The organism is Nonomuraea sp. NPDC051191 (assembly GCF_044455665.1).
In the GTDB taxonomy this organism is placed as follows: Bacteria; Actinomycetota; Actinomycetes; order Streptosporangiales; family Streptosporangiaceae; genus Nonomuraea.
Genome location: NZ_JBITEZ010000002.1, coordinates 57464 through 80134, shown reverse-complemented (window position 1 = coordinate 80134; position 22671 = coordinate 57464). Strand labels below are relative to the sequence as shown.

The following is a 22671-nucleotide window of genomic DNA, read 5'->3' as shown; positions in this document are numbered from 1 at the left end:
TAGACAGCTTCACCCTCTCGAGGTTCCGGCAAACCGTCACGATGAGGTCACGCCTTGGCCGGGCGGCGCCTCTCAGCGCTTCACCAGCAGCGCCACGCACTCGACGTGGTGGGTCATCGGGAAGGCGTCGAAGGCCCGCAGATCGGTCAGATCGTAGCCCAGCTCGCCCAGCCACTTGAGGTCTCTGGCCAGCGTCGCGGGGTCGCAGGAGACGTAGACGATGCGCAGCGCCTCCAGCCCCGCGACGCGCTCCACCACCTCGCGCCCGAGGCCCGACCGCGGCGGGTCGACCACCACGAGGTCGGCGCGCTCGATCTGGAACCGGTCGAGCGCCTCCTCGACCCGGCCGCGCTCGACCCTGGCCTGCGGCAGGTCGCGCAGGTTGGCACGGGCGTCGCGGACGGCCGCCGCGTCGGACTCCAGCCCGAACACCGCGCCCTCCGGCCCGACCGCCTCGGCCAGCCCGGCCGCGAACAGGCCGACCCCGCAGTAGAGGTCGAGGGCCCACTCCCCCGGCTCGGGCGCGGCGTAGGCGAGCACCGCGTCGAGCAGCGTCTCGGCCGCCCCCGGGTGGATCTGCCAGAAGCCGCTGCCGGCCACCCGGAACTCGCGGTCGCCCACGTGCTCGTGGAGCACGCCGGAGCCGCGGCGCGGCACCGAGCGGCCCTTGCCCTGGTCGAGCAGGATCGAGGCGGGCGCGTCGAGGTCGGGCACGCTCACGCTGCGCCGCGGACGCGGGGAGACCACCACGGCACGGTCGCCGCCGGCGGAGGCGATGACCTCGACGCCCGCCGCGCCGGGCCAGTCGTGGTCTTCGGCCGCGACCGCCTCGACCTCGGGGTGGGCGATCAGGCAGGCGTCGACGACCTCGATCTCGTGCGAGCGGTGCCGGCGGAAGCCCAGCTCGCCCGCGGGGGTGGCGGCGAACTGCACGCGGGTGCGCCAGCCGAGCCCGTCCTTGGCGCCGGGCACCTCCTCGACGACGATCTCGCGCTCGATGCCCGCCAGGCGGTGCAGCTGCTCGGCCACGACCTGGGCCTTGAGCCGGCGCTGCGCCTCCAGCGTGGCATGCTGCCAGTCGCAGCCGCCGCACCGGCCGGGGCCGGCGTACTGGCAGGGCGGGACGACGCGGTCGGGCGAGGGCTCCAGGATCTCCACGGCGTCGGCGCGCAGGAACCGGCTCGTCTCCTCGGTCACGTCGGCGATCACCCGCTCGCCGGGCAACGCGTGCCGGACGAAGACCACCCGCCCTTCATGGCGCGCCACACACCAGCCGCCATGCGCGACCGGACCGACCGTCAACTCCAGAGATGCCTGTTCCACACCCCCACCCTATGGTGAGCCGCCACGGGCGGCGTCCGCGTGCCCCGCCTCGCGCCCCGGACGACCACTTTCCGGACTTGAGTCACTACTGTGGGTGATGATGGACAGGACTCGGGTGGTGCGCCGGCGGCTCGGATTCGGGGGCACGCTGCTGGCCGTGCTGTTCGCCTGCGCCTCGCTGACACCCTCGCTGCTGCCGCGCACGTGGCTGTTCCAGGGCGTGATGGGCGCGGTCACCGGCATCCTCGGCTACGGGGTGGGGGCCGCGGCGGGCGCGCTGGGGCGGGCGGTGATCCCGTACCGGCTGCCGGAGCGGGGGCGGCGGGCCGCCTGGCAGATCATGGTCGGCGGCTGTTGCGGGCTGACGGTCGTGGCGCTGTGGTACAGCATCGACTGGCAGCGCGACGTGCGGGCGCTCATGGGCATGGACACCCGCATCACCTGGTTCCCGCCGGTGATCCTGGCGGTGGCGGTCACGCTGTTCGCCCTGTTCCTGCTGCTGTCCCGTCTCGTACGGCTGGCCGGCCGCAAGCTGATCGACTGGCTCGACCGGTACGTCCCCGCGTACGTGGGCCACGTCGTCGGCGTGCTGATCGTCGCCTCGATGGTCGCGCTGTTCGCCGACGACGTGCTGTTCTCCGGCTTCCTCAGCAAGATGAGCGACGTCTCCTCGGTCGCCAACGAGGGCACCCACCCGGGCGTGCGCAGGCCGGGCTCGGCCAAGGTGTCCGGCGGCCCCGGCTCGCTGGTGACCTGGGACTCCCTGGGCCGCGAGGGCCGCCGCTTCACCGCCACCGCCTCCACGGTCACGGAGCTGGCAGCCTTCTCCGGCCGTCCGGCCGCCGAGCCCATCCGCGTGTACGTCGGGCTCGACGCCACCACCTCGCCCCAGGAGCAGGCCGCGGTGGCCGTACGGGAGCTGGAGCGGACGGGCGGCTTCGGCCGTCCGGTGCTCGCGGTGCTCGGCACGACCGGCACCGGCTGGGTCGACCAGCACATCGCCGACTCGCTGGAGTTCATGTACAACGGCGACACCGCCATGGTCGCGGTGCAGTACTCCTACCTGCCGAGCTGGGTGTCGTTCCTGGCCGACAGGCACAAGGCGGCGGCCGCGGGCCGGGCCCTGTTCGAGGCGGTGCGCGCCAGGTGGGACCGGCTCCCGCCCGCCCACCGGCCCCGGCTGCTGGTCGCCGGCGAGAGCCTGGGCTCCTACGAGCTGGAGAACTCCTTCCGCGACCTGGCCGACCTGGCCACCCGGACCGACGGCGCGCTGTTCGTCGGCCCGCCGAACGCCAACCCCGTCTGGAACCACCTCACCGCCCACCGCGACCCCGGCACCCCCATCTGGCGGCCCGTCTACCAGGACGGCAGGACGGCCCGCTTCGCCCAGCTCCCGGCCGACCTGTCACGTCCCAAGGGCCCGTGGCCGCTCCCCCGCGTGGTCTACCTCCAGAACGCCACCGATCCCGTCGTGTGGTGGTCGCCCACGCTCATCTACCACCGTCCCGCCTGGCTGGAGGGCGAGCGCGGGCCCGGGGTGAACCCGCAGATGAACTGGTTCCCGCTGGTGACGTTCTGGCAGGTGCTGGTGGACATGACGGCGGCGATGTCCGTGCCGCCCGGCCACGGCCACCGCTACGGCGCCAACATCGTGGACGGGTGGGCCGCCGTCGCCGCGCCGCGCGGCTGGACGGCGTCCGACACCTGGCGGCTGCGGACGCTGGTCAGCGCGCCTTGATCTCGCCTTCGTCCTTGACGGTCTGGTGCCAGGGACGGCGCACCGCGCCCGGCGCGTACGGCTCGGGGCGGCCCTTGAGCCGGTCGGAGGAGTGGAGCTGCCAGGGCACGCTGGTCACCATGACGCCCGGCTTGAACAGCAGCCTGGCCTTCAGCCGCAACGCGCTCTGGTTGTGCAGCAGGTGCTCCCACCAGCGGCCGACGACGTACTCGGGGATGAAGACGGTGACCACGTCGCGCGGCGAGCGGCGGCGCAGGGTCTTGACGTAGTCGAGGATGGGCTGGGTGATCTCGCGGTAGGGCGAGTCGAGCATCTTGAGCGGCACCGGGATGCCCAGCCGCTCCCACTCCTCCTGGAGCCGGCGCGCCTCGTCGCCCTCGACGCCCACGGTGATCGCCTCCAGCGAGGAGGGACGGGTGGCGCGGGCGTAGGCGAGCGCGCGCATGGTCGGCTTGTGGATCTTGGAGACGAGCACGATCGCGTGGTTGCGGGCCGGCAGCATGGCGGGCTCGTAGTCGTCGGTGATCTCCAGCTCGGCCGCGACCTTGTCGTAGTGGCGGCGGATGCCCTTCATCATGAGGAACAGCACCGGCATCGCGATGACCACGATCCACGCCCCGACCAGGAACTTGGTCAGCAGCACGACGATCAGCACCAGGCCGGTCATGATGGCGCCGAAGAAGTTGATCACGCGGGAGCGGTGCATCTGGTGGCGGACCAGGCGGTCGGTCTCGGTCTTCAGATGACGGGTCCAGTGGATGACCATGCCGATCTGGCTGAGCGTGAAGGAGACGAACACGCCGACGATGTAGAGGTTGAGCAGGCGGCTGACGTCGGCCTGGAAGCCCCACAGCAGCAGGCAGGCGCCGAGCGCCAGGATGATGATGCCGTTGGAGAAGGCCAGCCGGTCGCCGCGGGTGTGGAGCTGGCGCGGCAGGTAGCGGTCCTGGGCGAGGATCGAGCCGAGCACGGGGAAGCCGTTGAAGGCGGTGTTCGCGGCCAGGAACAGGATGAGCGCGGTCACCGCGGAGATCACCACGAACGGCAGCGAGCCGCCGCCGAACACCGCGTCGGCCACCTGGGAGATGATCGGCTGCTGGTAGTAGCCGTCGCCGACCGGCGTGCCGTCGGGCCTGAGCAGGTCGTGGGCGACGACGCTCGGCTCGGCCACCCGCACGCCGGAGGCCAGCCCGAGCGCGATGATGCCGCCGAACATGGTGATGGCGATCAGGCCCATCATGAGCAGGGTCGTGGCGGCGTTCTTGCTCTTGGGCTTGCGGAAGGCGGGCACGCCGTTGCTGATGGCCTCGACGCCGGTCAGCGCGGCGCAGCCGGAGGAGAAGGCGCGCAGGATCAGGAAGGCCGCGGCGAAGGAGGCCAGGTTCGCCTGCTCGGGCCGGATGGAGAACCCGGCGCTGGGCGCCCGAAGCTCGTCGCCGAACACCAGCAGCCGGATGCCGCCCCACGCGACCAGGCCGATCACCGCGAACATGAACGCGTACGTGGGGACGGCGAAGGCGGCGCCGGACTCGCGGATGCCGCGCAGGTTCACCACGGTGAGCAGGATCACGATGATGATGGCGATCGCGGGCCGGTGGTCGGCCACGAACGGGATGGTCGCGCCGACGTAGTCGACGCCGTTGGCCACCGACACGGCGACGGTCAGCACGTAGTCGACCATGAGGGCGCTGGCGACGGTGAGCCCCGCGTTCTTGCCGAGGTTGGTGGTGGCCACCTCGTAGTCGCCGCCGCCGCTGGGGTAGGCGTGCACGTTCTGCCGGTACGACGCCACGACCGTCAGCATCACCACCACGACGGCGACGGCGATCCAGGGACTGTAGGAATAGAACGAGACGCCCGCCAGCGACAGGATGACCAAAATCTCCTGCGGGGCGTAGGCCACCGAGGACAGAGCGTCACTGGCGAAGACCGGCAGGGCGATGCGTTTGGGCAGGAGTTGCTCGTGGAGCTGCCCGCTTCGCAGGGCGCGCCCCACGAGCACGCGTTTGACAAGATCCGTTACCTTCGCCACGTAACGAGATGCTAGCCGCATGCCGATGCCCTAAACGCGGCGCTCCCCCATCGGGCCATACTGGTGTCGAGCAACCGGCCGACCGCGAAGTGCGGGGGAGTATGCATATAGTGATCATGGGATGCGGCAGGGTCGGTTCGACCCTCGCCCACATCCTCGAGGACAGCGGCCATTCCGTCGCCATCATCGACCGCGACCCGCAGGCGTTCCGCCGCCTGCGCGCGGGGTTCCGGGGGCGGCGGGTGACCGGCGTCGGCTTCGATCGCGACGTGCTCACCGAGGCCGGGATCGAGTCGGCGACCGCGTACGTCGCCGTCTCCAGCGGCGACAACTCCAACATCATCTCCGCGCGTGTGGCCCGCGAGACGTTCGGCGTCGACAACGTGGTGGCCCGCATCTACGATCCCCGGCGGGCCGAGGTCTACCAGCGGCTGGGCATCCCCACGGTGGCCACCGTCCGCTGGACGGCCGACCAGATCCTGCGCCGCATCCTGCCCGAGGGCGCCGAGCCGCTGTGGCGCGACCCCACGGGCACGGTCGTTCTCGCCGAGGTCGCCACCAACCCGGCCTGGATCGCCACCCGCGTCGTCGACCTGGAGAGCCGGGCCGGCGCCCGCGTGGCCTTCATCAACCGCATGGGCGAGGCCCTGACCATCACGGACGAGACCGTGGTCCAGGAGGGCGACCTGCTCCACGTCATCGCGGCGGAGAACGACATGGACCGGATCAACAAGGTGCTCGCCGCGGCGCCGGAAGAGGACGACTGATGCGCATCGCCATCGCCGGCGCGGGCGCCGTGGGCCGTTCCATCGCCTCCGAGCTGCTGGAGAACGGCCACGAGGTCCTGCTCATCGACGTCGACCCGCGGGCGATCAAGATCGACAGTGTGCCGCGCGCCGAGTGGCTGCTCGCCGACGCGTGCGAGATCGCCTCGCTCGACGAGGCCGGGCTCAGCAACTGCCACGTCGTGGTGGCCTCCTCCGGCGACGACAAGGTCAACCTCGTGGTCTCGTTGCTGGCCAAGACCGAGTACGGCGTGCCGCGCGTGGTGGCCCGCATCAACCACCCCAACAACGAGTGGCTGTTCAACGAGTCGTGGGGCGTCGACGTCGCCGTCTCGACGCCGCGGCTGCTGAGCGCCCTGGTGGAGGAGGCGGTCAGCGTCGGCGACCTGGTGCGGCTGATGACGTTCCGCCAGGGCCAGGCCAACCTGGTCGAGCTGACCCTCGCCGAGGACGCGCCGGTCGTGGGCCAGCGCGCCGGGTCGGTGCCGTGGCCGGTCGACTCCGCGCTGGTGGCGATCCTGCGCGAGGGCCGGGTGCTGGTGCCGACCGCCGACGACCCCCTGGAGGCCGGCGACGAGCTGCTGTTCGTGGCCAGCCAGGAGGTCGAGGAGGAGCTCGCCCACCTGCTCTCCCAGCGCTGAGCCCGGTCTTGGACGCCGCCCGCGCCCGCTCGCTGTTCGCGGGCGCCCGCGTCGCCCGCCTGGCGACGGCCGACGCGGGTGGGGTGCCGCGTCTGGTGCCCGTCACCTTCGCCGTCCTGGGTGACACCGTGGTGTCCGCCGTCGACCACAAGCCGAAGAGCACGTACGACCTGAGGCGGCTGCGCGACATCCGGGCGAACCCGCGGGTCAGCCTGCTCGCCGACCACTACGAGGACGACTGGACCAGGCTGTGGTGGGCCCGCGCCGACGGCACGGCGACCGTGCACGAGGACGGCTTGTGGGCCTTGGAGTCCCTGGCCGACAAGTACCACCAGTACCGCGACCGGCCGCCCGAGGGGCCCGTGATCGTGGTCGCGGTCAGTCGGTGGTCGGGGTGGGCGTACTCGGGATGAGCAGGTCGCGGTGGGCGGCCTGCAGGCCCTCGGGCAGGTCGTCGGGGGCGACCCAGCGGGCTTCGAGGATCTCCAGCGGGTCGATCCTGAGCGTGCCGCCGACGAGCACGGCCTCGTAGGCCACCTCGGCCCGCAGCCCGAACCCGCTCCGCACGCGCAACAACCGGCCCGTGCGCACACTCAGGCCGGTCTCCTCGAACACCTCGCGCTCCACCGTGCCCTCGAAGGTCTCGCCCCTCTTGGCGAACCCCGTGGGGAAGCCCCATTGCCGCCCTTCCTGCCACAGGCGGTGGCGCAGCACGAGCACGCGTCCGTCGGCATCGCGTACGAGGCCGGTGACGCCGACCATGAAGGTGGCATGGGTCAGCCACAACACCCGCCAGCGAACGCGCCCGCCCAGCGCCTTCCACACCCACGCCACCACCCGACCCACCCAGTTCCCCCTCACCCCACCCAGGCTCCCACGCCCCCGAACCCCCCGAACCCTCCTGCCGCCCACAACCCCCACGACCTGGCCCCTGCCCGGCCGGCCCGCGGTGTTGATGGTGGCCACCAGCCCCAGCTCGGTCGCGGTGAGAACGAACGTGGCCGCCCCGCCCTTTTCGCCCACCCCCTGCGGCGACCTTCAGCGGTGCTTCGGATGGGTTGGAGGTCCGCACGGCCCCTTGCCCCAGCAGCACGCAGGGGCCCTTGCCCGTTGAGGTTCGAGCATCACGGCGGGTCAAGAGGTCAGAGGTGGTGGATCCCGCTCAGGTCGACGTCCAGGTCGAAGGGGACGGTCAGCTTGAGCCTGTCGTGGTGGATGCCGGTGAGCGCGTAGGCGCGGGTGGCGGGATCGCGCTCGTAGACGTAGACCACGGGCTCACCCGCCTCACCCTCGACCCGCCAGAAGTGCGGGATCCCGGCCGCGGCGTAGAGAGCCGGTTTACGCTCCCGGTCCCGGCTTCGGGACTCAGGTGAAACCACCTCGACAGCCAGGACCACGTCCTTCGCCTCGTAGAAGGTCTCACGACCGTCGCCCAGGGCCTCGGCCTTCAGCACGACGAGATCGGGCTCAGGACGTTGATCGCGCCCGAGAACCACGCTCATCTCACGGCGCACTCTGAGCTCATCGGGAGCGGCTCCGCGGAGGCCGGCAGCGAGAAGGTCGACGATCATCGCGTGAAAGGACGCTTGAGCACGGGCGAAGACCAGGCTTCCGTCAATCAACTCAGTGTGCGCAGGCAGATTCGGAAGGTCATCGAGGTCTTCTGCGACAAAGCCTCCCGGTGGCGGGAAGACCCAGTCGGGCAGCGAGGAAGTGGTCATCTCCAGGCTCACCGCTTCGGCTGTCGTGCTCCAACGCTCGTAAGGTGCCAGGTGGGCGGACCCACCTGGTTCGGTGACCGGGAGCAAGCCCCGGCGGGTCAGGCCGGGGCGACCGGGGGCTTGATGGGGGTGCGGCCGCGGCCGAGGAGCCAGAGCATCGCGGCCAGGGCCGCCACCTGCAGGGGCCAGCCCATCACGATCTTGGCGAAGCCGAGCGCGGCCACCGCCTCGTCGCCGCCGCCGAACAGGTAGACCGGGCCCTGCACCGCCACCCGCACCACGCACGGCAGCATGAGCAGCCAGGTCAGCCGCGTGCAGAGACGGACGATGCCCGCGTCTTTGTGCCAGCCCACCGGGTCGTTGGTGACCGAGCCGATGAGGAAGCCCACGACCGGCCAGCGGGTGACGATGGACAGCAGCATGCCCACCGAGTACGCGCCGTTCCACAGGATGCCGGGCAGGAAGTAGTCTTTCGCGTCGCCGGACCGGCTGGCGAAGAACGCGCCGATCGCGATGCCGATCAGGCTGTTGATCACGAACTGCGGCGTGGACCGCTGGATCACCCGGGCCAGCAGGAGCAGCACCGACAGCGAGATGCTGATGATGAGCGACTTCTTCAGGTCTTCGGTGAAGATCCACGACAATGTGAAGGCGATCGTCGGCACCGCGGCCTCGATGATGCCGCGGACGCCACCGAAAGCCTTGGCGAGCTGGGCTCGCACCGCCGCCTCGACGGTCTCGTGCGCGACCTCTTCCGCCTCAGCACTCACCTGATCAACTCCCTGGGCGCAGTTCGTATCGCGGATTGAACATCACTTTGCGCCCGTCCTGCATGCTGACCAGGCCCTCGGCCTTGACCGTGCGGCCCGGCTCGATGCCGGCGATCTTGCGGCGGCCGAGCCACACCAGGTCGATCACGTCGGACCCGTCGTACAGCTCGGCCTCCAGGGCGGGAGCGCCGCCCCTGGGACGCAGTGTCACCGTACGTAGCGTACCCGCTACACAGAATCTGCGGCGCCCGCCACACGACACGATGGGCGTCGCGCCGACCTCGTCGGCGTCTTCCCGCAGTTCCTGGGCCTCGATCTCGGACTGGGTCGTGGCCAGCCGACTGAAGAAGCCCCGCAATCCCCCGCGTTTCGGAGGCTCTGCCGTACTCATGATGGTTCAGCCTATGTGATGGTAAGCCGTCAGCGAATAGCCGATGGGGGGTCTTGGGAATGTCGCCGGACGGGCCCGGGCGAGTGCCCGCAAATGTAACACTCAGCGGGTCTCGCTGATTTCCGGACCGCGCTTGAAGGGGCTGAACGCCGGCCGTTCCTCCTGCTCCCCGGCCTGCCGCTCCTGCGGACGGCTCAGCGTGATGGGCTCCTCGCGGGTCATCGGCTCGTTGCCGCGCACGACCACGACGTCCTTGACGAAGTCGATGAACGCCCCGGAGACCCGTTCGTCGAAGGCTCCCGGGCCGGTGATGGCCGCCAGGAGGAACCAGCGCGGGCCGTCGACGCCGATGTAGCGCGCCGCCCTGGTGCCGCCTTCCATGGCGACCTCCCCGGCCAGCTCGACGCCGAACGGGCCCTCCCGCTCCTCCAGGGTCTGGGCCTGGGCCATGATCTTGGTCCTGACCTCGTCCCACAGGCCGGCCGAGCGTGGCGCGGCCAGGGCCTGGAGCTGCAGCGAGCTGTCCTCGTACAGGACGACGACGCCGACGTGCTGGTCGCCGAGCGAGGCCAGGCGCACGTCGAAGTCGGGGTTGTGCGGCAGCCGCAGGCCGCCGAGGTCGATCCTGTCGGTGTCGGGGTGGGGCTCGTCGGCGTCCCACGGGCCGGACTCACGGGTGGGGGCCGCTGACTCCTGCTCGGCCACCGCTTCCGGCTGCTCACGACGACGACGTCGGAACACGTTCCTCACTCTCCCTGTTCGCGGGGCCGTGGCCCCAGGCTTCTTCCCGGACCGCCGCTTCAGCGGCCCGTCGATCCGAATCCGTTGGCGCCGCGCACCGAGCCGGGCAGGCGTTCGACCTCGTAGAAGGCCGCGCGCTCGACCCGCTGGACCACGAGCTGGGCCACCCGGTCACCTCGCCGCAGGCGGAACGGCTCCTTGGCGTCGGTGTTGATCAGCGTCACCTTGATCTCGCCCCGGTAGCCGGCGTCGACCGTGCCGGGGGCGTTGACGAGCGTGACGCCGTGGCGGGCCGCCAGGCCGGAGCGCGGGTGCACGAACGCGGCGTAGCCGTCGGGCAGCGCGATCGCGACGCCGGTGCCGACCACGGCCCGCTCGCCCGGCAGCAGCTCGACGTCCTCGGCCGCGTAGAGGTCGGCGCCGGCGTCGCCCGGGTGGGCGTAGGACGGCACCGGCAGCCCGGTGTCGAGCCGGTGGATGAGGACCTCCACGTCGCTCACGGGTTCACCTCGAAGTCCTGGTGTTCGGCGGCGATGGCCGCGAGATCGCCGTGCTCGGCGAAGTGTTCCATGCTCACCTCGATGAACAGCGCTGCCGCGCGGACGGCGACCGGTCCGTCGGGAGCGCCGATGCGCCCCTCAGCCTCAAGGTACGCCTTCCTGCCCGTGATCCCGTTGCACCAGGCGCGCAGGTGGAGTGTCGTGCCCACGGGAACGGGGAGAAGGTAGTCGGTCTCCAGCCGTGCCGTCACATAGGGCTTGTGGAACAGGTAGACGGACATTCCGATGACCTCGTCCATCGCCGCGGCCAGCACGCCGCCGTGGGCGAGCATCGGCGCGCCCTGGTGGGCCTCCCCCACGGTGAACTCGGCCTCGACCGTGACGCCGTCGGGCGTGGCCGCCTTCAGGTGCAGGCCGGTCGGGTGGCCGTGGCCGCAGCCGAAGCAGCGGCTGTAGTGGGAGCCGAGGGAGCTGCCCGGCGCCGGGGCGCCGGGATGGGCCGCGGGCGCCGAGGCGTCCGGCGGCGGGGTGGTGAGGGAGGAACGCGTCACGGGTGACGAGGTTACTCGCTGCGGCCCCCGGACTCGCCCTCGACACCGGATCGGGACCGCCCGGCCTGCCCCACGTCATCACCCTCCGACGGCCCGCCGGGCGCGGACGGCGGCTCCTCGGCGGGACGCCCGCCCGCCGGCGCGTCGCCGGACGGCGGCTCGCCCGCCGGGGGCCCGTGCTCGGGCGGCGGCGGGAGGGCGGGCGGTTTGTGGCGCAGCTCCGGCAGCGCCCGGTAGATCACCGCCGCGACCGGCACGGCCACGGCCGCTCCGGCGATGCCCGCCAGGATGCCGCCCACGGACAGCACCAGGATGATCGCCAGCGGGTGGAAGTTGAGCGCCCGGCCCACGATCAGCGGCTGGAGCACGTGGTTCTCCAGCTGCTGCTCGACGATGAGGATGCCCAGGAAGATCAGCGCGTAGACCAGGCCCTTGGCGCCGAGGGTGACGAGGGTGGCGACGGTGCCGGCGAAGAAGATGCCGACGATCGGGATGAAGCTGGCGAAGAAGATCAGCACGGCCAGCGGCGCCCACAGCGGCACCCCCATGCCGGCCAGCACGATGCCCATGATCAGGCCGTGCACGGCGGCCACGGCCACGGTGCCCTGGACGTAGTGGGAGAGCGTGGTCCAGGCCGCCCGGCCCGCCCGGTCGACCCGCGGCGACATCGAGCCGAAGGCGCGCAGGAACCACGACCAGATGCGGTCGCCGTCCTTGAGCAGGAAGAACGTGACGAAGAGCAGCAGCACGATGGACGCGAGCACCTCGATCGCGACGGCGCTGGCCGAGAGCACGGTGCCGGTGATGGCGGTGCGCTGGGCGTTGACCATCGTGGCGATCTCGTCGACGTACCCGGTGATCTGGGCCTGCTTCAGGTGCAGCGGGCCGGTGATCAGCCACTCCTGGACCGAGCGCGCGGTGGCCTGCACCTGCGTGACCAGGTTGGGGAACTCTTCGCTGGCCCGCGCCCCGACCAGCCAGCCGGTGCCGGCCAGGACGGCCAGCGCGACCAGCATGGTCAGCCAGGTGGCGTAGATGGGCCGCAGGCCCGCCCGTCGCAGGCTCTTGGTCAGCGGGAACAGCAGCGCGGTCAGCAGCAGCGCGATCGCCACGGGCAGCGCCACGAACGTGAGCCGGGCGATCGCCTGGACGAAGAAGTAGACGACCACGCCGACGAGGATCAGGCACCCGCACCATGCGGCCATCTTGGCCAGCACGGGCGGTACGAGTGTGGTGGGGCGGTCGATCTGCACGTGTTCAAGACTGGCACGTCCGCGCCGAGGATGCGCACCGATAAAACGCCCGGGTACCGAAGTGGCCCGCCCAGGCGGCGACACACCGGGCCCGGCGACGCCCGCCGGGACGGTGAGGGACCTGGCCCCTCACCGTCCGAGGCGGACGCCGCCGCGGTTCAGCCCAGGTGCACCTCGACCGTCAGCTCGTCGCCGCCGGTCAGGACGAACTCCTCGACGTTGCCCGCCGCGCACAGGTCGTCCTGGGCCTGCCGGACGAGGTCGGCCTCGGGACCGGAGACGGTCAGCCTGGACACCTCGGCCCGCATCGACGACTTGGCCTCCGACTTGGCCTTGCGCATCCGCCGCAGCACCTCCGAGGCCACGGTCAGCACCGCCGGATCGCCCGTGCCGCGCTCGGGGGCCAGCCAGGCGGCGCGGTGCACCGAGCCCTCGCGCCACCACGACCAGACCTCCTCGGTCACGAACGGCAGCACCGGCGCGAACAGCCGCAGCAGCGTGTCGAGGGCCTGCCGCAGCGCCGCGTGCGCCGAGGCGGCGGCCGGCCCGGACTCGTAGGCCCGCGCCTTGACCAGCTCCAGGTAGTCGTCGCAGAAGGACCAGAAGAACCGCTCGACGGCCTCCAGGGCGCGGGTGTGGTCGTAGGACTCGAACGCCTGCGTGGCCTCGCGGGCCATGTCGGACAGGGCGGCCAGCATCGACAGGTCGATCGGCTCGGTGACCTCGCCCTCGCTGCCGGCCAGGCCGAGCACGAACTTCGAGGCGTTGAGGATCTTGATCGCCAGCCGCCGGCCGATCTTGAGCTGGCCCACGTCGAACGTGGTGTCCACGCCGTAGCGGCCGTTCGCGGCCCAGTAGCGGACCGCGTCGGAGCCGTGCTGCTCCAGCAGGTCGAGCGGGGTGACCACGTTGCCCTTGGACTTGGACATCTTCTTGCGGTCGGGGTCGAGGATCCAGCCGGAGATCGCCACGTCGCTCCACGGCAGCGCGTCGAACTCCAGGTGGGAGCGGACCACCGTCGAGAACAGCCAGGTGCGGATGATCTCGTGCGCCTGCGGCCGCAGGTCGTAGGGGGACACACGCCGGTAGAGGTCGTCGTCGGTCGCCCAGCGGCCGGCGATCTGCGGCGTCAGGGACGAGGTCGCCCAGGTGTCCATGACGTCGGGGTCGGCCATGAAGCCGCCCGGCACCCCCCGCTGCTCCTCGGTGTAGCCGGGCGGCACGTCGGAGGACGGGTCGACCGGCAGCGACTCCTCGGCCGGCAGGATCGGCGCGTCGTGGACCGGGTTGCCGGACTCGTCCAGCGGATACCACACCGGGAACGGCACGCCGAAGAACCGCTGGCGGGAGATCAGCCAGTCGCTGGTCAGGCCCTCGACCCAGTTGTCGTAGCGCACCCGCATGTGCGGCGGGTGCCAGGCCAGCTCGCTGCCGCGCTCCAGCAGCCGGGCGCGCAGCGCCTGCTCGCGCCCGCCGTTGCGGATGTACCACTGGCGGGTGGTGACGATCTCCAGCGGCTTGTCGCCGCGTTCGTAGAACTTCACCGCGCGCTGCACCGGGCGCGGGTCGCCGTCGAGGTCGCCGGACTCGCGCAGCAGCTCCACGATGCGCTCGCGGGCGCTGTGGACGGTCTTGCCGGCCAGCTCCTTGTACGGCTCGGCGTCCACGCCGTCGGGCGGCTCGGGCAGCAGCCGGCCGTCCCAGCCGATGACCGGCCGGGTGGGCAGGTGCAGCTCACGCCACCAGGTGACGTCGGTGATGTCGCCGAACGTGCAGATCATCGCGATGCCGGACCCCTTGTCGGGCTCGGCCAGGTGGTGGGCCAGGATCGGCACCTCGACGCCGAACAGCGGCGTGAGCGCGGACGTGCCGAACAGCGGCTTGTAGCGCTCGTCGTCGGGGTGGGCGACCAGCGCGACGCAGGCCGGGATCAGCTCGGGCCGGGTCGTCTCGATCCAGACGGGCCCGCGCTCGCCGTAGAAGGAGACGCGGTGGAAGGAGCCGGGCCACTCGCGGTCCTCCAGCTCGGCCTGGGCCACCGCGGTGCGGTAGGTGACGTCCCACAGCGTGGGCGCCTCGGCGAGGTAGGCCTCGCCGCGGCCGAGGTTGCGCAGGAACGCCCGCTGGGACACCGCGCGCGACTCGTCGCTGATCGTGGTGTAGAGCAGGTCCCAGTCGACCGACAGGCCGACCCGCCGCCAGACCTCCTCGAACGCCTTCTCGTCGATGGCGGTGAGCTGGTGACACAGCTCCACGAAGTTGCGCCGCGAAATGGAGATCTCACGTTTGCCGGGCTTGTCCGGTGGAACGAAGTCGGGGTCGTACGGCAGCGACGGATCGCAGCGCACCCCGTAGACGTTCTGCACCCGCCGTTCGGTGGGCAGGCCGTTGTCGTCCCAGCCGATGGGGTAGAACACCGACTTGCCGATCATCCGCTGGTAGCGGGCCATGATGTCGGTGTGGGTGAAGGAGAAGACATGACCGACGTGGAGGGAGCCGGACACCGTGGGCGGCGGCGTGTCGATGGAGTAGACCTGCTCGCGCGGCCGGGTGCGGTCGAAGCGGTAGGTGCCCTCCTCCTGCCAGCGAGCTACCCATACCTGCTCCAAGCCGTCGAGGGTCGGCTTTTCCGGCATGGATGCATGGCGTAGTCGCTGTTGAGTCATGCCTCCTTATGGTACGGCTTCGGGGGGACGGCAAGCGTTAGAGACTAGTGTTCGTTACATAGGGGAAGGGAGTTGGCATGGCGGAGGACAAACCCGACATCGCCTGGCGTGTCATCGGTGGTCTGGTGGGCATGGCGACCGCTTGGGGGATGAGAAAGCTGCTCGGGTTCGTCTGGGTCAAGGCGACCGGCAAGGAGCCGCCACTCGACGACGACTCGCCCGAGGTCAGCATGGGTGAGGCGATCGGTTACGCGATCCTCACCGGCGTCGGGATGTCCGTGGCGCAGATCGTGGTCAACCGGACCGCCAAGAAGCGTTACGACGCGTGGAAGTCTGTGAAGCAGGTGTCTCAAGGGCACTGAGGAACTCGCTCGCCCAGCGGTCCACGTCGTAGGTGGCCACCCGGCGGCGCATCGTGCGCATCCGGCGGGCCAGCTCGTGCGGCGTGGCCCGCATGGCGGCGATCATCTGGCGCTTGACGTCCTCGATGTCGTACGGGTTGACCAGGTACGCCTGCCGCAGCTCGTCGGCCGCCCCGGTGAACTCGCTGAGCACCAGGGCGCCCTGGAGGTCGTGGTGGCACGAGACGTACTCCTTGGCCACCAGGTTCATCCCGTCGCGCAGGGGCGTGACCACCATGACGTCGGCCGCCAGGTAGAGCGCGGCCAGCTCGTCGTGGCCGTAGGACTGGTGGAAGTACTGGATCGGCTGCACCCCGATCTGGGCGTGCTCGCCGTTGATCCGGCCCACCTGCAGCTCGATGTCGTCGCGTAGTTTGCGGTACTCGTCCACGCGCTCGCGGCTCGGGGTGGCGATCTGCACGAAGACCGCCTCGTTCGGGCGCAGGCTGCCGTCCTTGAGCAGCTCGCCGAACGCCTCCAGGCGCTGGCCGATGCCCTTGGTGTAGTCGAGCCGGTCCACGCCGAGCAGCACGTGCTCCGGATCGCCCAGCTCGCCCCTGATCTCCTTGGCCCGCGCCACCACCTGCGGCTCGCGCACCAGCGAGTCGAGCTGCCCGAAGTCCACCGAGATCGGGAACGCCTGCGTGGTCACCACCCGGTCGTCGAGGAAGATCTCGTTCCCCTTGTACGGCAGCCCGAGCAGCCGCCGGCACAGCCTGCGGAAGTTCGAGGCCCCGCCGGGAAGCTGGAAGCCGACGAGGTCCGCGCCGAGCAGCCCCTCGACCAGTTCCTTGCGCCAGGGCAGCCGCCAGAACAGCTCGACCGGCGGGAACGGGATGTGCAGGAAGAAGCCGATCCGCAGGTCGGGCCGGAGCCGTCGGAGCATCGCGGGCACGAGCTGGAGCTGGTAGTCCTGCACCCAGACGACGGCCCCCTCCTCGGCGGCCTCGGCGGCGGCCGCGGCGAAGCGTTCGTTGACCGAGCGGTAGGTCTCCCACATCTCCCGCTCGAACACCGGCGGCGCCACCACGTCGTGGTAGAGCGGCCAGAGCGTGGCGTTGGAGAAACCCTCGTAGTAGAGCTCGACCTCGCGGGCCGACAACGGGATCGGGATGAGGCTCATGCCGTCCTGCTCGAACGGTTCGAGCTGCTCGTCCGGCGCGCCGTGCCAACCGGCCCAGGCGCCGTGGCGGCGCTTCATCACGGGCGCTATGGCCGTCACGAGCCCCCCCGGGCTCCTGCGCCACGAGGCCGTTCCGTCTGGCTCGATCGTGCGATCGACCGGCAAGCGGTTCGCGACGATAAGAAACGAGCTACGGCCGGTCACGCAGTCCTCCTAGGGCTCAGGTAGAGGAGAGCCGCAGGCGCGGCTCACGGCGGCCGCGACCTCGTCCGGCCCCCCGCGGGGAATGATCGCGGCGATGTGGGCATCTGGCCTGATCACCCATGCTTCGTCCGGCCGCGCGCCCAGTCTTTCGGCGAGCGAGCCGGACGCATCCATCTCCGTGAGCTCGCGGACGGCGAGCGGTGCCGTAATGACCTTGCCCAAGACCTGCACAAACAAACGCGAATCACACATATCGCCCAACAGAACGAGGAAACCGTCCCGGCAGAACTCGCGCAGTCTGCCCTTCGCCAGCGGCACGTCCGGCAGGATCACCCCGGGGGCCGGCTCGCACAGCGCGCCCTTAGGCGGACGGCCCCGGAACGGCCGTTCCGGCTCGGGCGTGGTGAGCGGCGAGTCGACGTACCAGTAGGGCTCGGCGAAGCGTCCGGAGTCGACCTCGGCGACCAGGCCGCCCTCCAGCACCTCCCGCCGTCTGGCCCGGTCCCGGGCCGTCCGCGGCGCGAGGAAGCGCATGGTGGCGGCGGTGACCTCCAGGTTCTCCAGCGCCGCCGCGTGCCGCTCGACGTGGTACGACTCCAGCAGCTCGGGCCCGGCCCAGCCGTTGAGCGCGAAGGCCAGCTTCCAGGCCGCGTTCTCGGCGTCGGGCACGCCGGAGTTGAGCCCGCGGGCCCCGAAGGGCGCCACCAGATGGGCGCAGTCGCCCGCCAGCAGCACCCGCCCGACCCGCATCCGGGACGCGACCCGCGAGTGGAACCGGTACGTGCTGTGCCAGATCACCTCGTACGGCCGATCCCCAATGATTTGCCGGATTTTCTGCGAAATATCGTCTTTTGTTGGGATGAAGTCCGGCGCGATCTGCCAGTCGATCCGGTACGTCCCGTTCGGGCAGGGATGGATGAGGACCTGGCGGCCCGGGTTCCACACCGGGTCGAAGTAGAAGCGCCGCTCGTTCTCCCAGCCGGGCAGCTCCGCTCGGATGTCGCAGATCAGGAACTGGTCGTCGAACGCCTCGCCGTCGAAGGAGACGCCGAGCGACCGGCGTACCTGCTGGGCCCGGGCACCCGCGCAGACCAGCACGTAGGGGGCGCGCAGCAGCCGCTGCCCGCACTGGACCTCGACCCCGGCCGGGTCCTGGACCAGCCCGGTGACCTCGTGGTTCCAGCGCACCTCGATCAGCGGCTGGTCGGCGATGACCTCGTCGAGCAGCTGTTCGGTGCGGGCCTGGGAGATGTTCACGCAGGGCGGCAGCGGGCCCTGGCCGTCGAAGGACCAGGAGAACAGCTCGCGGTCACGGTAGTAGGTGCGGGCCGTGGTCCAGGCCAGCCCCTCCTCCGCCACCCGGCCCGCGCCCGCCGCGGCCCAGATGTCGAGCACGTCGCGCTGCTGGCAGATCGACTTCGAGCCGCCGCCGTCGCGGGCCTGGCGCCGGTCCAGCATCAGCACCCGGATGCCCCATCTGGCCAGCAGCAGCGCGGCGGTCTGGCCGACCGGGCCCGCGCCGACGACGATCACCTGCGGCACGGACTCCCCGGGTCTCATGACTGGAGCTCGTCCCACACTTCGCGGTCGCGTTCGGCGGTCCAGATGCGCGGACGTTCGACGCCGTGGAGCTCGTCCCAGAGGCGGGAGACGTTGAAGGGCAGGCAGTGCTCGAAGATGGGCCAGCCGCCGTAGCGGGGCGCGAGGGCCCGGTGGGTGCGCTCGAACGCCTCCTTCAGCCCGCCCGCCGCGCCGACCTCGCGCAGCATCACGGTCAGGAAGTCGCGGCTCTGGGTGATGGCCGCCTCGACCGCGGTCTTGCCGTGGGCCACCGCTCCCCTGCCGCCCACCAGCGTCTCGGCCCCGAACGAGGCGACGCGGTCGAGCGTGCCGGCGGCCCATTCGCGGTGGAAGGCGTCACCGGTGTAGAGCGCGGCCTGCGACTCGACCAGGTCGCCGGCGAACAGGATGCGCTGTTCGGGCAGCCAGGCCACCAGGTCGCCCTCGGTGTGGCCGCGCCCGCAGTGGGCCAGCACCAGGTCGCCCCTGCCGCCGCCGAGGTCGATGGTGAAGGTGTCGCTGAACGTGGCGGTGGGCCAGGTCAGGCCGGGGATCGAGGCGGGGTCCTTGAACAGGCGGGGCATCCGGGCGTACTCGCTGGCCCAGTCCTGCTCGCCGCGCTCGGCGATCAGCTCGCGGGTCTTGTCGTGGGCCACGATGACGTCGGCGCCGAACGCCGAGGCGCCCAGCACCCGGACCGCGTGGTAGTGGGAGAGCACGAGGTATCTGACCGGTTTGCCGGTGTGCTCGCGCAGCCTGGCCAGCCAGTCGGCGGCGGCCGTGGGCGTGGCCAGGGCCTCGAAGCAGACCAGGAAGTCCTCGCCCTCGATCGCGCCCACGTTGGGATCGCCCTCGGCGGTGAGCGCGTAGACGCCGTCCGCCAGCACCTCAAGGGACTGCCGCTTCTCACCGAGATCCGCCGACGAGGCGAACGGCTTGCTCATCGTCTCTCCTCACGCGCCGAGGCCGACCCGCTGATGAACCAGGACATACCCCACAAACGGCCCTTACCGCTCCACCGCGCCGGCCCTCCCTTGACAGTGCTCGGCAGGACGGTGAAGTGTTTACCGAACATTCGGTCAGTAAGCAAGGGAGACCTGTGTGGAGAGCGCGCGTCGCATGATGGACGCCGACACCGCCTCCGCCGCCCTGGGCATCGAGCTGGTGGAGCTGGCCGAGGGCCGCGCGGTGTGCCGGATGGCGGTGACCGGCCAGATGATCAACGGACACTCCCTCTGCCACGGCGGCTACGTCTTCCTGCTGGCCGACACCGCCTTCGCCTGCGCGTGCAACACCCGCGGCCCGGTGACCGTGGCGGCCGGGGCCGAGATCACCTTCGTCGCCCCCGCCCACGAGGGCGACGTGCTGGTGGCCGAGGCGGCCGAGCGCACCAGCTACGGCCGCAGCGGCATCTACGACATCACCGTGCGCGGGGCCGGCGGCCGGGTGGTCGCGGAGTTCCGCGGGCGCAGCAGGGAGCTGAGATGAGGCCCGTCCCCCCGCCGTCCCCGGAGGAGCTCGACCCGGTCGAGCGCGTCTCCAGGGACGAGCTCATGGCCCTGCAACTGCAACGCCTGCGCTGGACGCTGGCGCACGCCTACGACAACGTGCCGCTCTACCGGCGCAAGTTCGACGAGCACGGCGTCCGCCCTGACGACTGCCGGAGCCTGGACGACCTCGCGCACTTCCCGTTCACCACCAAGGAGGACCTGCGCGAGTCCTACCCGTTCGGCATGTTCGCCGTGCCCCGCGAGCAGGTGGCGCGGATCCACGCCTCCTCGGGCACCACGGGCAAGCCCACGGTCGTGGGGTACACGCGGGCCGACCTCGACGTCTGGGCGCAGGTGATGGCCCGGTCGATCCGGGCGTCCGGCGGGCGTCCCGGCGACGTGGTGCACGTGGCCTACGGCTACGGGCTGTTCACCGGCGGCCTCGGCGCCCATTACGGGGCCGAGCGGCTGGGCTGCACCGTCGTGCCGGTCTCCGGCGGCATGACGGCCCGGCAGGTCCAGCTCATCACCGACTTCCGGCCCAGGGTCATCATGGTCACGCCGTCGTACCTGCTGGCGCTGCTCGACGAGTTCGCCGCGCAGGGCCTCGACCCGCGCGAGAGCTCGCTGGAGATCGGCATCTTCGGCGCCGAGCCCTGGACCGAGCGCATGCGCGCCGAGATCGAGGAGCGCTTCGACCTGCACGCCGTCGACATCTACGGCCTGTCGGAGGTCATGGGCCCCGGCGTGGCCAACGAGTGCGTCGAGACCAAGGACGGCCTGCACGTCTGGGAGGACCACTTCTACCCCGAGACCGTCGACCCCTTCACCGGCGAACCGGCCCCGGACGGCGGCGAGCTGGTGTTCACCAGCCTCACCAAGGAGGCCATGCCGGTCATCCGCTACCGCACCCGCGACCTGACCAGGCTGCTGCCCGGCACGGCCAGGCCCGCCTTCCGCCGCATGGAGAAGGTCACCGGCCGCACCGACGACATGATCATCCTGCGCGGCGTGAACGTGTTCCCGACCCAGATCGAGGAGCTCGTGCTGCGCGTGCCCGGCCTGTCGCCGCACTTCCAGCTCCACCTGACCCGGCCGGACCGGCTCGACGTGCTCACCGTCAGGGTCGAGGCGCGGCCGGGCGCGACCGCTCGTGAGGAGGCCGGGCGCGCGCTGCGCCACGCGGTCAAGGCGGGCGTCGGGGTGAGCGTCGAGGTCGAGGTCGTGGACCCGGAGACGCTGGAGCGGTCGGTGGGCAAGCTCAAGCGCGTGGTGGACGACCGGGACGTCTGAGCCGTCCCGGTGCGCCGGACTACGGCGTCAGCTCGTCAGGGGGAGCCTGCGTCGGCAACGACGGGCCCTTGAGGCGCAGGTCGGCGCGGATGGCCTTGCCGAGCTTGCCGGTCGCGCCGCGGTTGAGCGCGCCGCCGGCGACGGCCCCGGTGAGGAAGGGGCCGAAGGTGGTCAGATGACGCCCGAGCGTACGCATGAGGCGGTTGCGAAGAGCGGCCTTGGACGCCGCGCCGAGCGCGAGCGAGACGGACGCGGGGGCGAGGGGGTCGATGCCGCGCTGTTTGGCCCAGGCGGAGGTGAAGGCGAAGGCCCGCTGGGTGCCGGTGCCCTGGACGCGGACGCCGTAGACCTCGTGCAGCTCGGCCAGGAGCTTGACCTCGATCGCGGCGACGACGATGGTCTCCGCCACGAGCTGCGCGGGCGCTGAGAGCAGGAGGGGTGGTGCGGCGAACTGGGCCGCCGCGAGTGCTCCGCCGATGGCCCCGACCGTCATGGTGGCCTTCTGGGCGGTGCGCACCAGGTCGTCGGCGAGCTCCTCGCCGGTGAGGCCGTGATGGTGCTCCGACAGCGTGTGCAGGTCGCGGATGGGGATGCGGGGCGCGATGCTGAGGAAGACCTCGGCCAGCCAGCGACCGCGGCCCGCGCCGCTCGCTCGTGCCTTCTTCGCCCCTGTGGCCAGGGACTTCGCCAGTCGGCCGAGCAGCCTGCGCCGCTCGGCCGGCTCCAGCTCACCCGGCTGGGTGAGCCGTACGACGAGCTCGCCGACCTCCTTCTCGGGGTCGGCGCTCCCGTCGTCAACTTGCCGGTCGTCCTTCTCAGGTTCGGCCACGCGATGCCTCCGTCCACTTGGTCACGACCGCTCAGGGCAGGCGGGCTCGGTCGTTCCTTGGGTCCCTCACCCTGAGCTCCTTCGCTCCAGCGGTCAGGCGGCACACTCCCGGCAGACCTGCTGGCCGTTCTTCTCGGAGGCCAGCTGGCTGCGGTGGTGCACCAGGAAGCAGCGCGAGCAGGTGAACTCGTCGGCCTGGCGGGGAATCACCCGCAGGGAGAGCTCTTCGTTCGACAGATCCGCGCCGGGCAGCTCCAGCGACTCGGCGAGGTCGGTCTCGTCGATGTCGATGCTGCCGGACGACTTGTCGGTACGCCGTGCCTGGAGTTCTTGGAGGCTGTCCTCCCCCAGGTCGTCGTCTGTCTTTCGCGGGCTGTCGTAGTCGGTAGCCATTGTGCTTACTCCATCCCCCTCATCTATATGTCTTCGCGCTCATCGCGCGTCTTCTAACGTCCGGGAGGCCCATCTTGTGCCCGTTCCGTCGGGGAGATTTTCCATCGGTACCCCGCACGAACGGACAACGAACCTCCCAACACGTCCGGGCCTGCCGCCGACGGCAATGGTTAGCCAAATATGGCGAAACCCACAGCCTTGGCGTCATGCACCACCGTGTTCGACGGCACATCCAACCACATGTACGGCGAGAACGAGACGCCCCC

General features: G+C 71.0%; 23 protein-coding genes. 7 read left to right on the top strand and 16 right to left on the bottom strand.

From position 1 onward, the window contains the following. Positions 1-72: 72 nt before the first annotated feature. On the bottom strand, positions 73-1323 hold the full coding sequence (locus ACIA8R_RS04980) for a class I SAM-dependent RNA methyltransferase (RefSeq protein WP_357697967.1): 1251 nt from the start codon (positions 1321-1323) through the stop codon (positions 73-75). A gap of 97 nt (positions 1324-1420) precedes the next feature. Here ACIA8R_RS04980 and ACIA8R_RS04975 point away from each other — a divergent pair, with 97 nt between their 5' ends. Beyond that, a complete protein-coding gene (locus tag ACIA8R_RS04975) occupies positions 1421-3061 on the top strand; it encodes an alpha/beta hydrolase (RefSeq protein WP_397036629.1) in 1641 nt (546 codons plus the stop codon). Here ACIA8R_RS04975 and ACIA8R_RS04970 read toward each other — a convergent pair. Further along, positions 3048-5093, bottom strand: a complete 2046-nt coding sequence (locus ACIA8R_RS04970; protein WP_397036627.1) for an APC family permease — start codon at positions 5091-5093, stop codon at positions 3048-3050. The genes ACIA8R_RS04975 and ACIA8R_RS04970 overlap by 14 nt on opposite strands. A 101-nt stretch (positions 5094-5194) precedes the next feature. On the opposite strand from ACIA8R_RS04970, the gene ACIA8R_RS04965 reads away from it, so the two are divergent. The 3 genes from ACIA8R_RS04965 to ACIA8R_RS04955 are packed head-to-tail and all read left to right on the top strand — an operon-like array spanning position 5195 to position 6932. Continuing rightward, entirely contained in the window at positions 5195-5860 is a 666-nt protein-coding gene (locus tag ACIA8R_RS04965) for a TrkA family potassium uptake protein (protein WP_364090144.1), read from the top strand. Further along, positions 5860-6519: a TrkA family potassium uptake protein gene (locus tag ACIA8R_RS04960; RefSeq protein ID WP_357697960.1), complete on the top strand. Its 660-nt coding sequence runs from the start codon at positions 5860-5862 to the stop codon at positions 6517-6519. The genes ACIA8R_RS04965 and ACIA8R_RS04960 overlap by 1 nt, the downstream gene beginning before the upstream one ends. 8 nt (positions 6520-6527) lie before the next feature. Beyond that, positions 6528-6932, top strand: a complete 405-nt coding sequence (locus ACIA8R_RS04955) for a TIGR03668 family PPOX class F420-dependent oxidoreductase (RefSeq protein WP_357697958.1) — start codon at positions 6528-6530, stop codon at positions 6930-6932. Here the strand turns inward: ACIA8R_RS04955 and ACIA8R_RS04950 are convergent. The 9 genes from ACIA8R_RS04950 to valS all read right to left on the bottom strand — a co-directional run bounded on the left by ACIA8R_RS04950 (position 6898) and on the right by valS (position 15082). After that, positions 6898-7365, bottom strand: coding sequence for an NUDIX domain-containing protein (locus ACIA8R_RS04950; protein ID WP_357697956.1), 468 nt, complete (start codon positions 7363-7365; stop codon positions 6898-6900). The genes ACIA8R_RS04955 and ACIA8R_RS04950 overlap by 35 nt on opposite strands. Positions 7366-7661: 296 nt before the next feature. Next, the gene (locus ACIA8R_RS04945) at positions 7662-8240 is read right to left on the bottom strand and encodes a Uma2 family endonuclease (RefSeq protein ID WP_397037314.1); all 579 of its coding nucleotides are present in this window, start codon (positions 8238-8240) and stop codon (positions 7662-7664) included. A 98-nt stretch (positions 8241-8338) separates the two neighbouring features. Further along, the gene (locus tag ACIA8R_RS04940; RefSeq protein WP_364090149.1) at positions 8339-9010 is read right to left on the bottom strand and encodes a DUF3159 domain-containing protein; all 672 of its coding nucleotides are present in this window, start codon (positions 9008-9010) and stop codon (positions 8339-8341) included. A 4-nt stretch (positions 9011-9014) separates the two neighbouring features. Continuing rightward, complete coding sequence (locus tag ACIA8R_RS04935; protein WP_103955393.1) at positions 9015-9401, bottom strand: OB-fold nucleic acid binding domain-containing protein; 387 nt, start codon at positions 9399-9401, stop codon at positions 9015-9017. A 102-nt stretch (positions 9402-9503) separates the two neighbouring features. Next, on the bottom strand, positions 9504-10142 hold the full coding sequence (locus tag ACIA8R_RS04930; protein ID WP_364090152.1) for a DUF3710 domain-containing protein: 639 nt from the start codon (positions 10140-10142) through the stop codon (positions 9504-9506). A 59-nt stretch (positions 10143-10201) separates the two neighbouring features. Then, positions 10202-10642 carry a dUTP diphosphatase gene (gene dut, locus ACIA8R_RS04925; RefSeq protein ID WP_364090155.1) on the bottom strand — a complete coding sequence of 147 codons (441 nt, stop codon included), beginning with the start codon at positions 10640-10642 and terminating at the stop codon, positions 10202-10204. Beyond that, positions 10639-11193 (bottom strand): PaaI family thioesterase, encoded by a 555-nt coding sequence (locus ACIA8R_RS04920; protein WP_357697949.1) that lies wholly within the window; start codon positions 11191-11193, stop codon positions 10639-10641. Before ACIA8R_RS04920 ends, dut begins: the two co-directional genes overlap by 4 nt. An 11-nt stretch (positions 11194-11204) precedes the next feature. After that, positions 11205-12446 carry an AI-2E family transporter gene (locus ACIA8R_RS04915; protein ID WP_364090159.1) on the bottom strand — a complete coding sequence of 414 codons (1242 nt, stop codon included), beginning with the start codon at positions 12444-12446 and terminating at the stop codon, positions 11205-11207. 158 nt (positions 12447-12604) lie between these two features. Next, positions 12605-15082: a valine--tRNA ligase gene (gene valS, locus ACIA8R_RS04910; RefSeq protein ID WP_397036623.1), complete on the bottom strand. Its 2478-nt coding sequence runs from the start codon at positions 15080-15082 to the stop codon at positions 12605-12607. A gap of 107 nt (positions 15083-15189) precedes the next feature. Between valS and ACIA8R_RS04905 the strand changes: the two genes are divergently transcribed. Beyond that, the gene (locus ACIA8R_RS04905) at positions 15190-15474 is read left to right on the top strand and encodes a DUF4235 domain-containing protein (RefSeq protein ID WP_125646414.1); all 285 of its coding nucleotides are present in this window, start codon (positions 15190-15192) and stop codon (positions 15472-15474) included. Here the strand turns inward: ACIA8R_RS04905 and ACIA8R_RS04900 are convergent. From ACIA8R_RS04900 to ACIA8R_RS04890, 3 genes are read right to left on the bottom strand one after another with little or no spacing between them, the layout of a single operon-like run. After that, the gene (locus tag ACIA8R_RS04900; RefSeq protein WP_364090164.1) at positions 15407-16840 is read right to left on the bottom strand and encodes a trehalose-6-phosphate synthase; all 1434 of its coding nucleotides are present in this window, start codon (positions 16838-16840) and stop codon (positions 15407-15409) included. The genes ACIA8R_RS04905 and ACIA8R_RS04900 overlap by 68 nt on opposite strands. A gap of 9 nt (positions 16841-16849) precedes the next feature. Next, positions 16850-18400: an FAD-dependent monooxygenase gene (locus ACIA8R_RS04895; protein WP_397036620.1), complete on the bottom strand. Its 1551-nt coding sequence runs from the start codon at positions 18398-18400 to the stop codon at positions 16850-16852. Continuing rightward, the gene (locus ACIA8R_RS04890) at positions 18397-19344 is read right to left on the bottom strand and encodes an MBL fold metallo-hydrolase (RefSeq protein WP_397036618.1); all 948 of its coding nucleotides are present in this window, start codon (positions 19342-19344) and stop codon (positions 18397-18399) included. The genes ACIA8R_RS04895 and ACIA8R_RS04890 overlap by 4 nt, the downstream gene beginning before the upstream one ends. 175 nt (positions 19345-19519) lie before the next feature. Here ACIA8R_RS04890 and paaI point away from each other — a divergent pair, with 175 nt between their 5' ends. Continuing rightward, positions 19520-19888 carry a hydroxyphenylacetyl-CoA thioesterase PaaI gene (paaI, locus tag ACIA8R_RS04885; RefSeq protein ID WP_364090313.1) on the top strand — a complete coding sequence of 123 codons (369 nt, stop codon included), beginning with the start codon at positions 19520-19522 and terminating at the stop codon, positions 19886-19888. Beyond that, a complete protein-coding gene (gene paaK, locus ACIA8R_RS04880) occupies positions 19885-21183 on the top strand; it encodes a phenylacetate--CoA ligase PaaK (RefSeq protein ID WP_397036616.1) in 1299 nt (432 codons plus the stop codon). The genes paaI and paaK overlap by 4 nt, the downstream gene beginning before the upstream one ends. A gap of 19 nt (positions 21184-21202) precedes the next feature. On the opposite strand, the gene ACIA8R_RS04875 is transcribed toward paaK, so the two are convergent. Together ACIA8R_RS04875 and ACIA8R_RS04870 are read right to left on the bottom strand one after the other, a co-directional pair. Beyond that, positions 21203-22012 (bottom strand): hypothetical protein, encoded by an 810-nt coding sequence (locus tag ACIA8R_RS04875; protein ID WP_364090174.1) that lies wholly within the window; start codon positions 22010-22012, stop codon positions 21203-21205. A 93-nt stretch (positions 22013-22105) separates the two neighbouring features. Next, complete coding sequence (locus ACIA8R_RS04870) at positions 22106-22405, bottom strand: DUF4193 domain-containing protein (RefSeq protein ID WP_020542847.1); 300 nt, start codon at positions 22403-22405, stop codon at positions 22106-22108. Between the last annotated feature and the right edge of the window lie 266 nt (positions 22406-22671).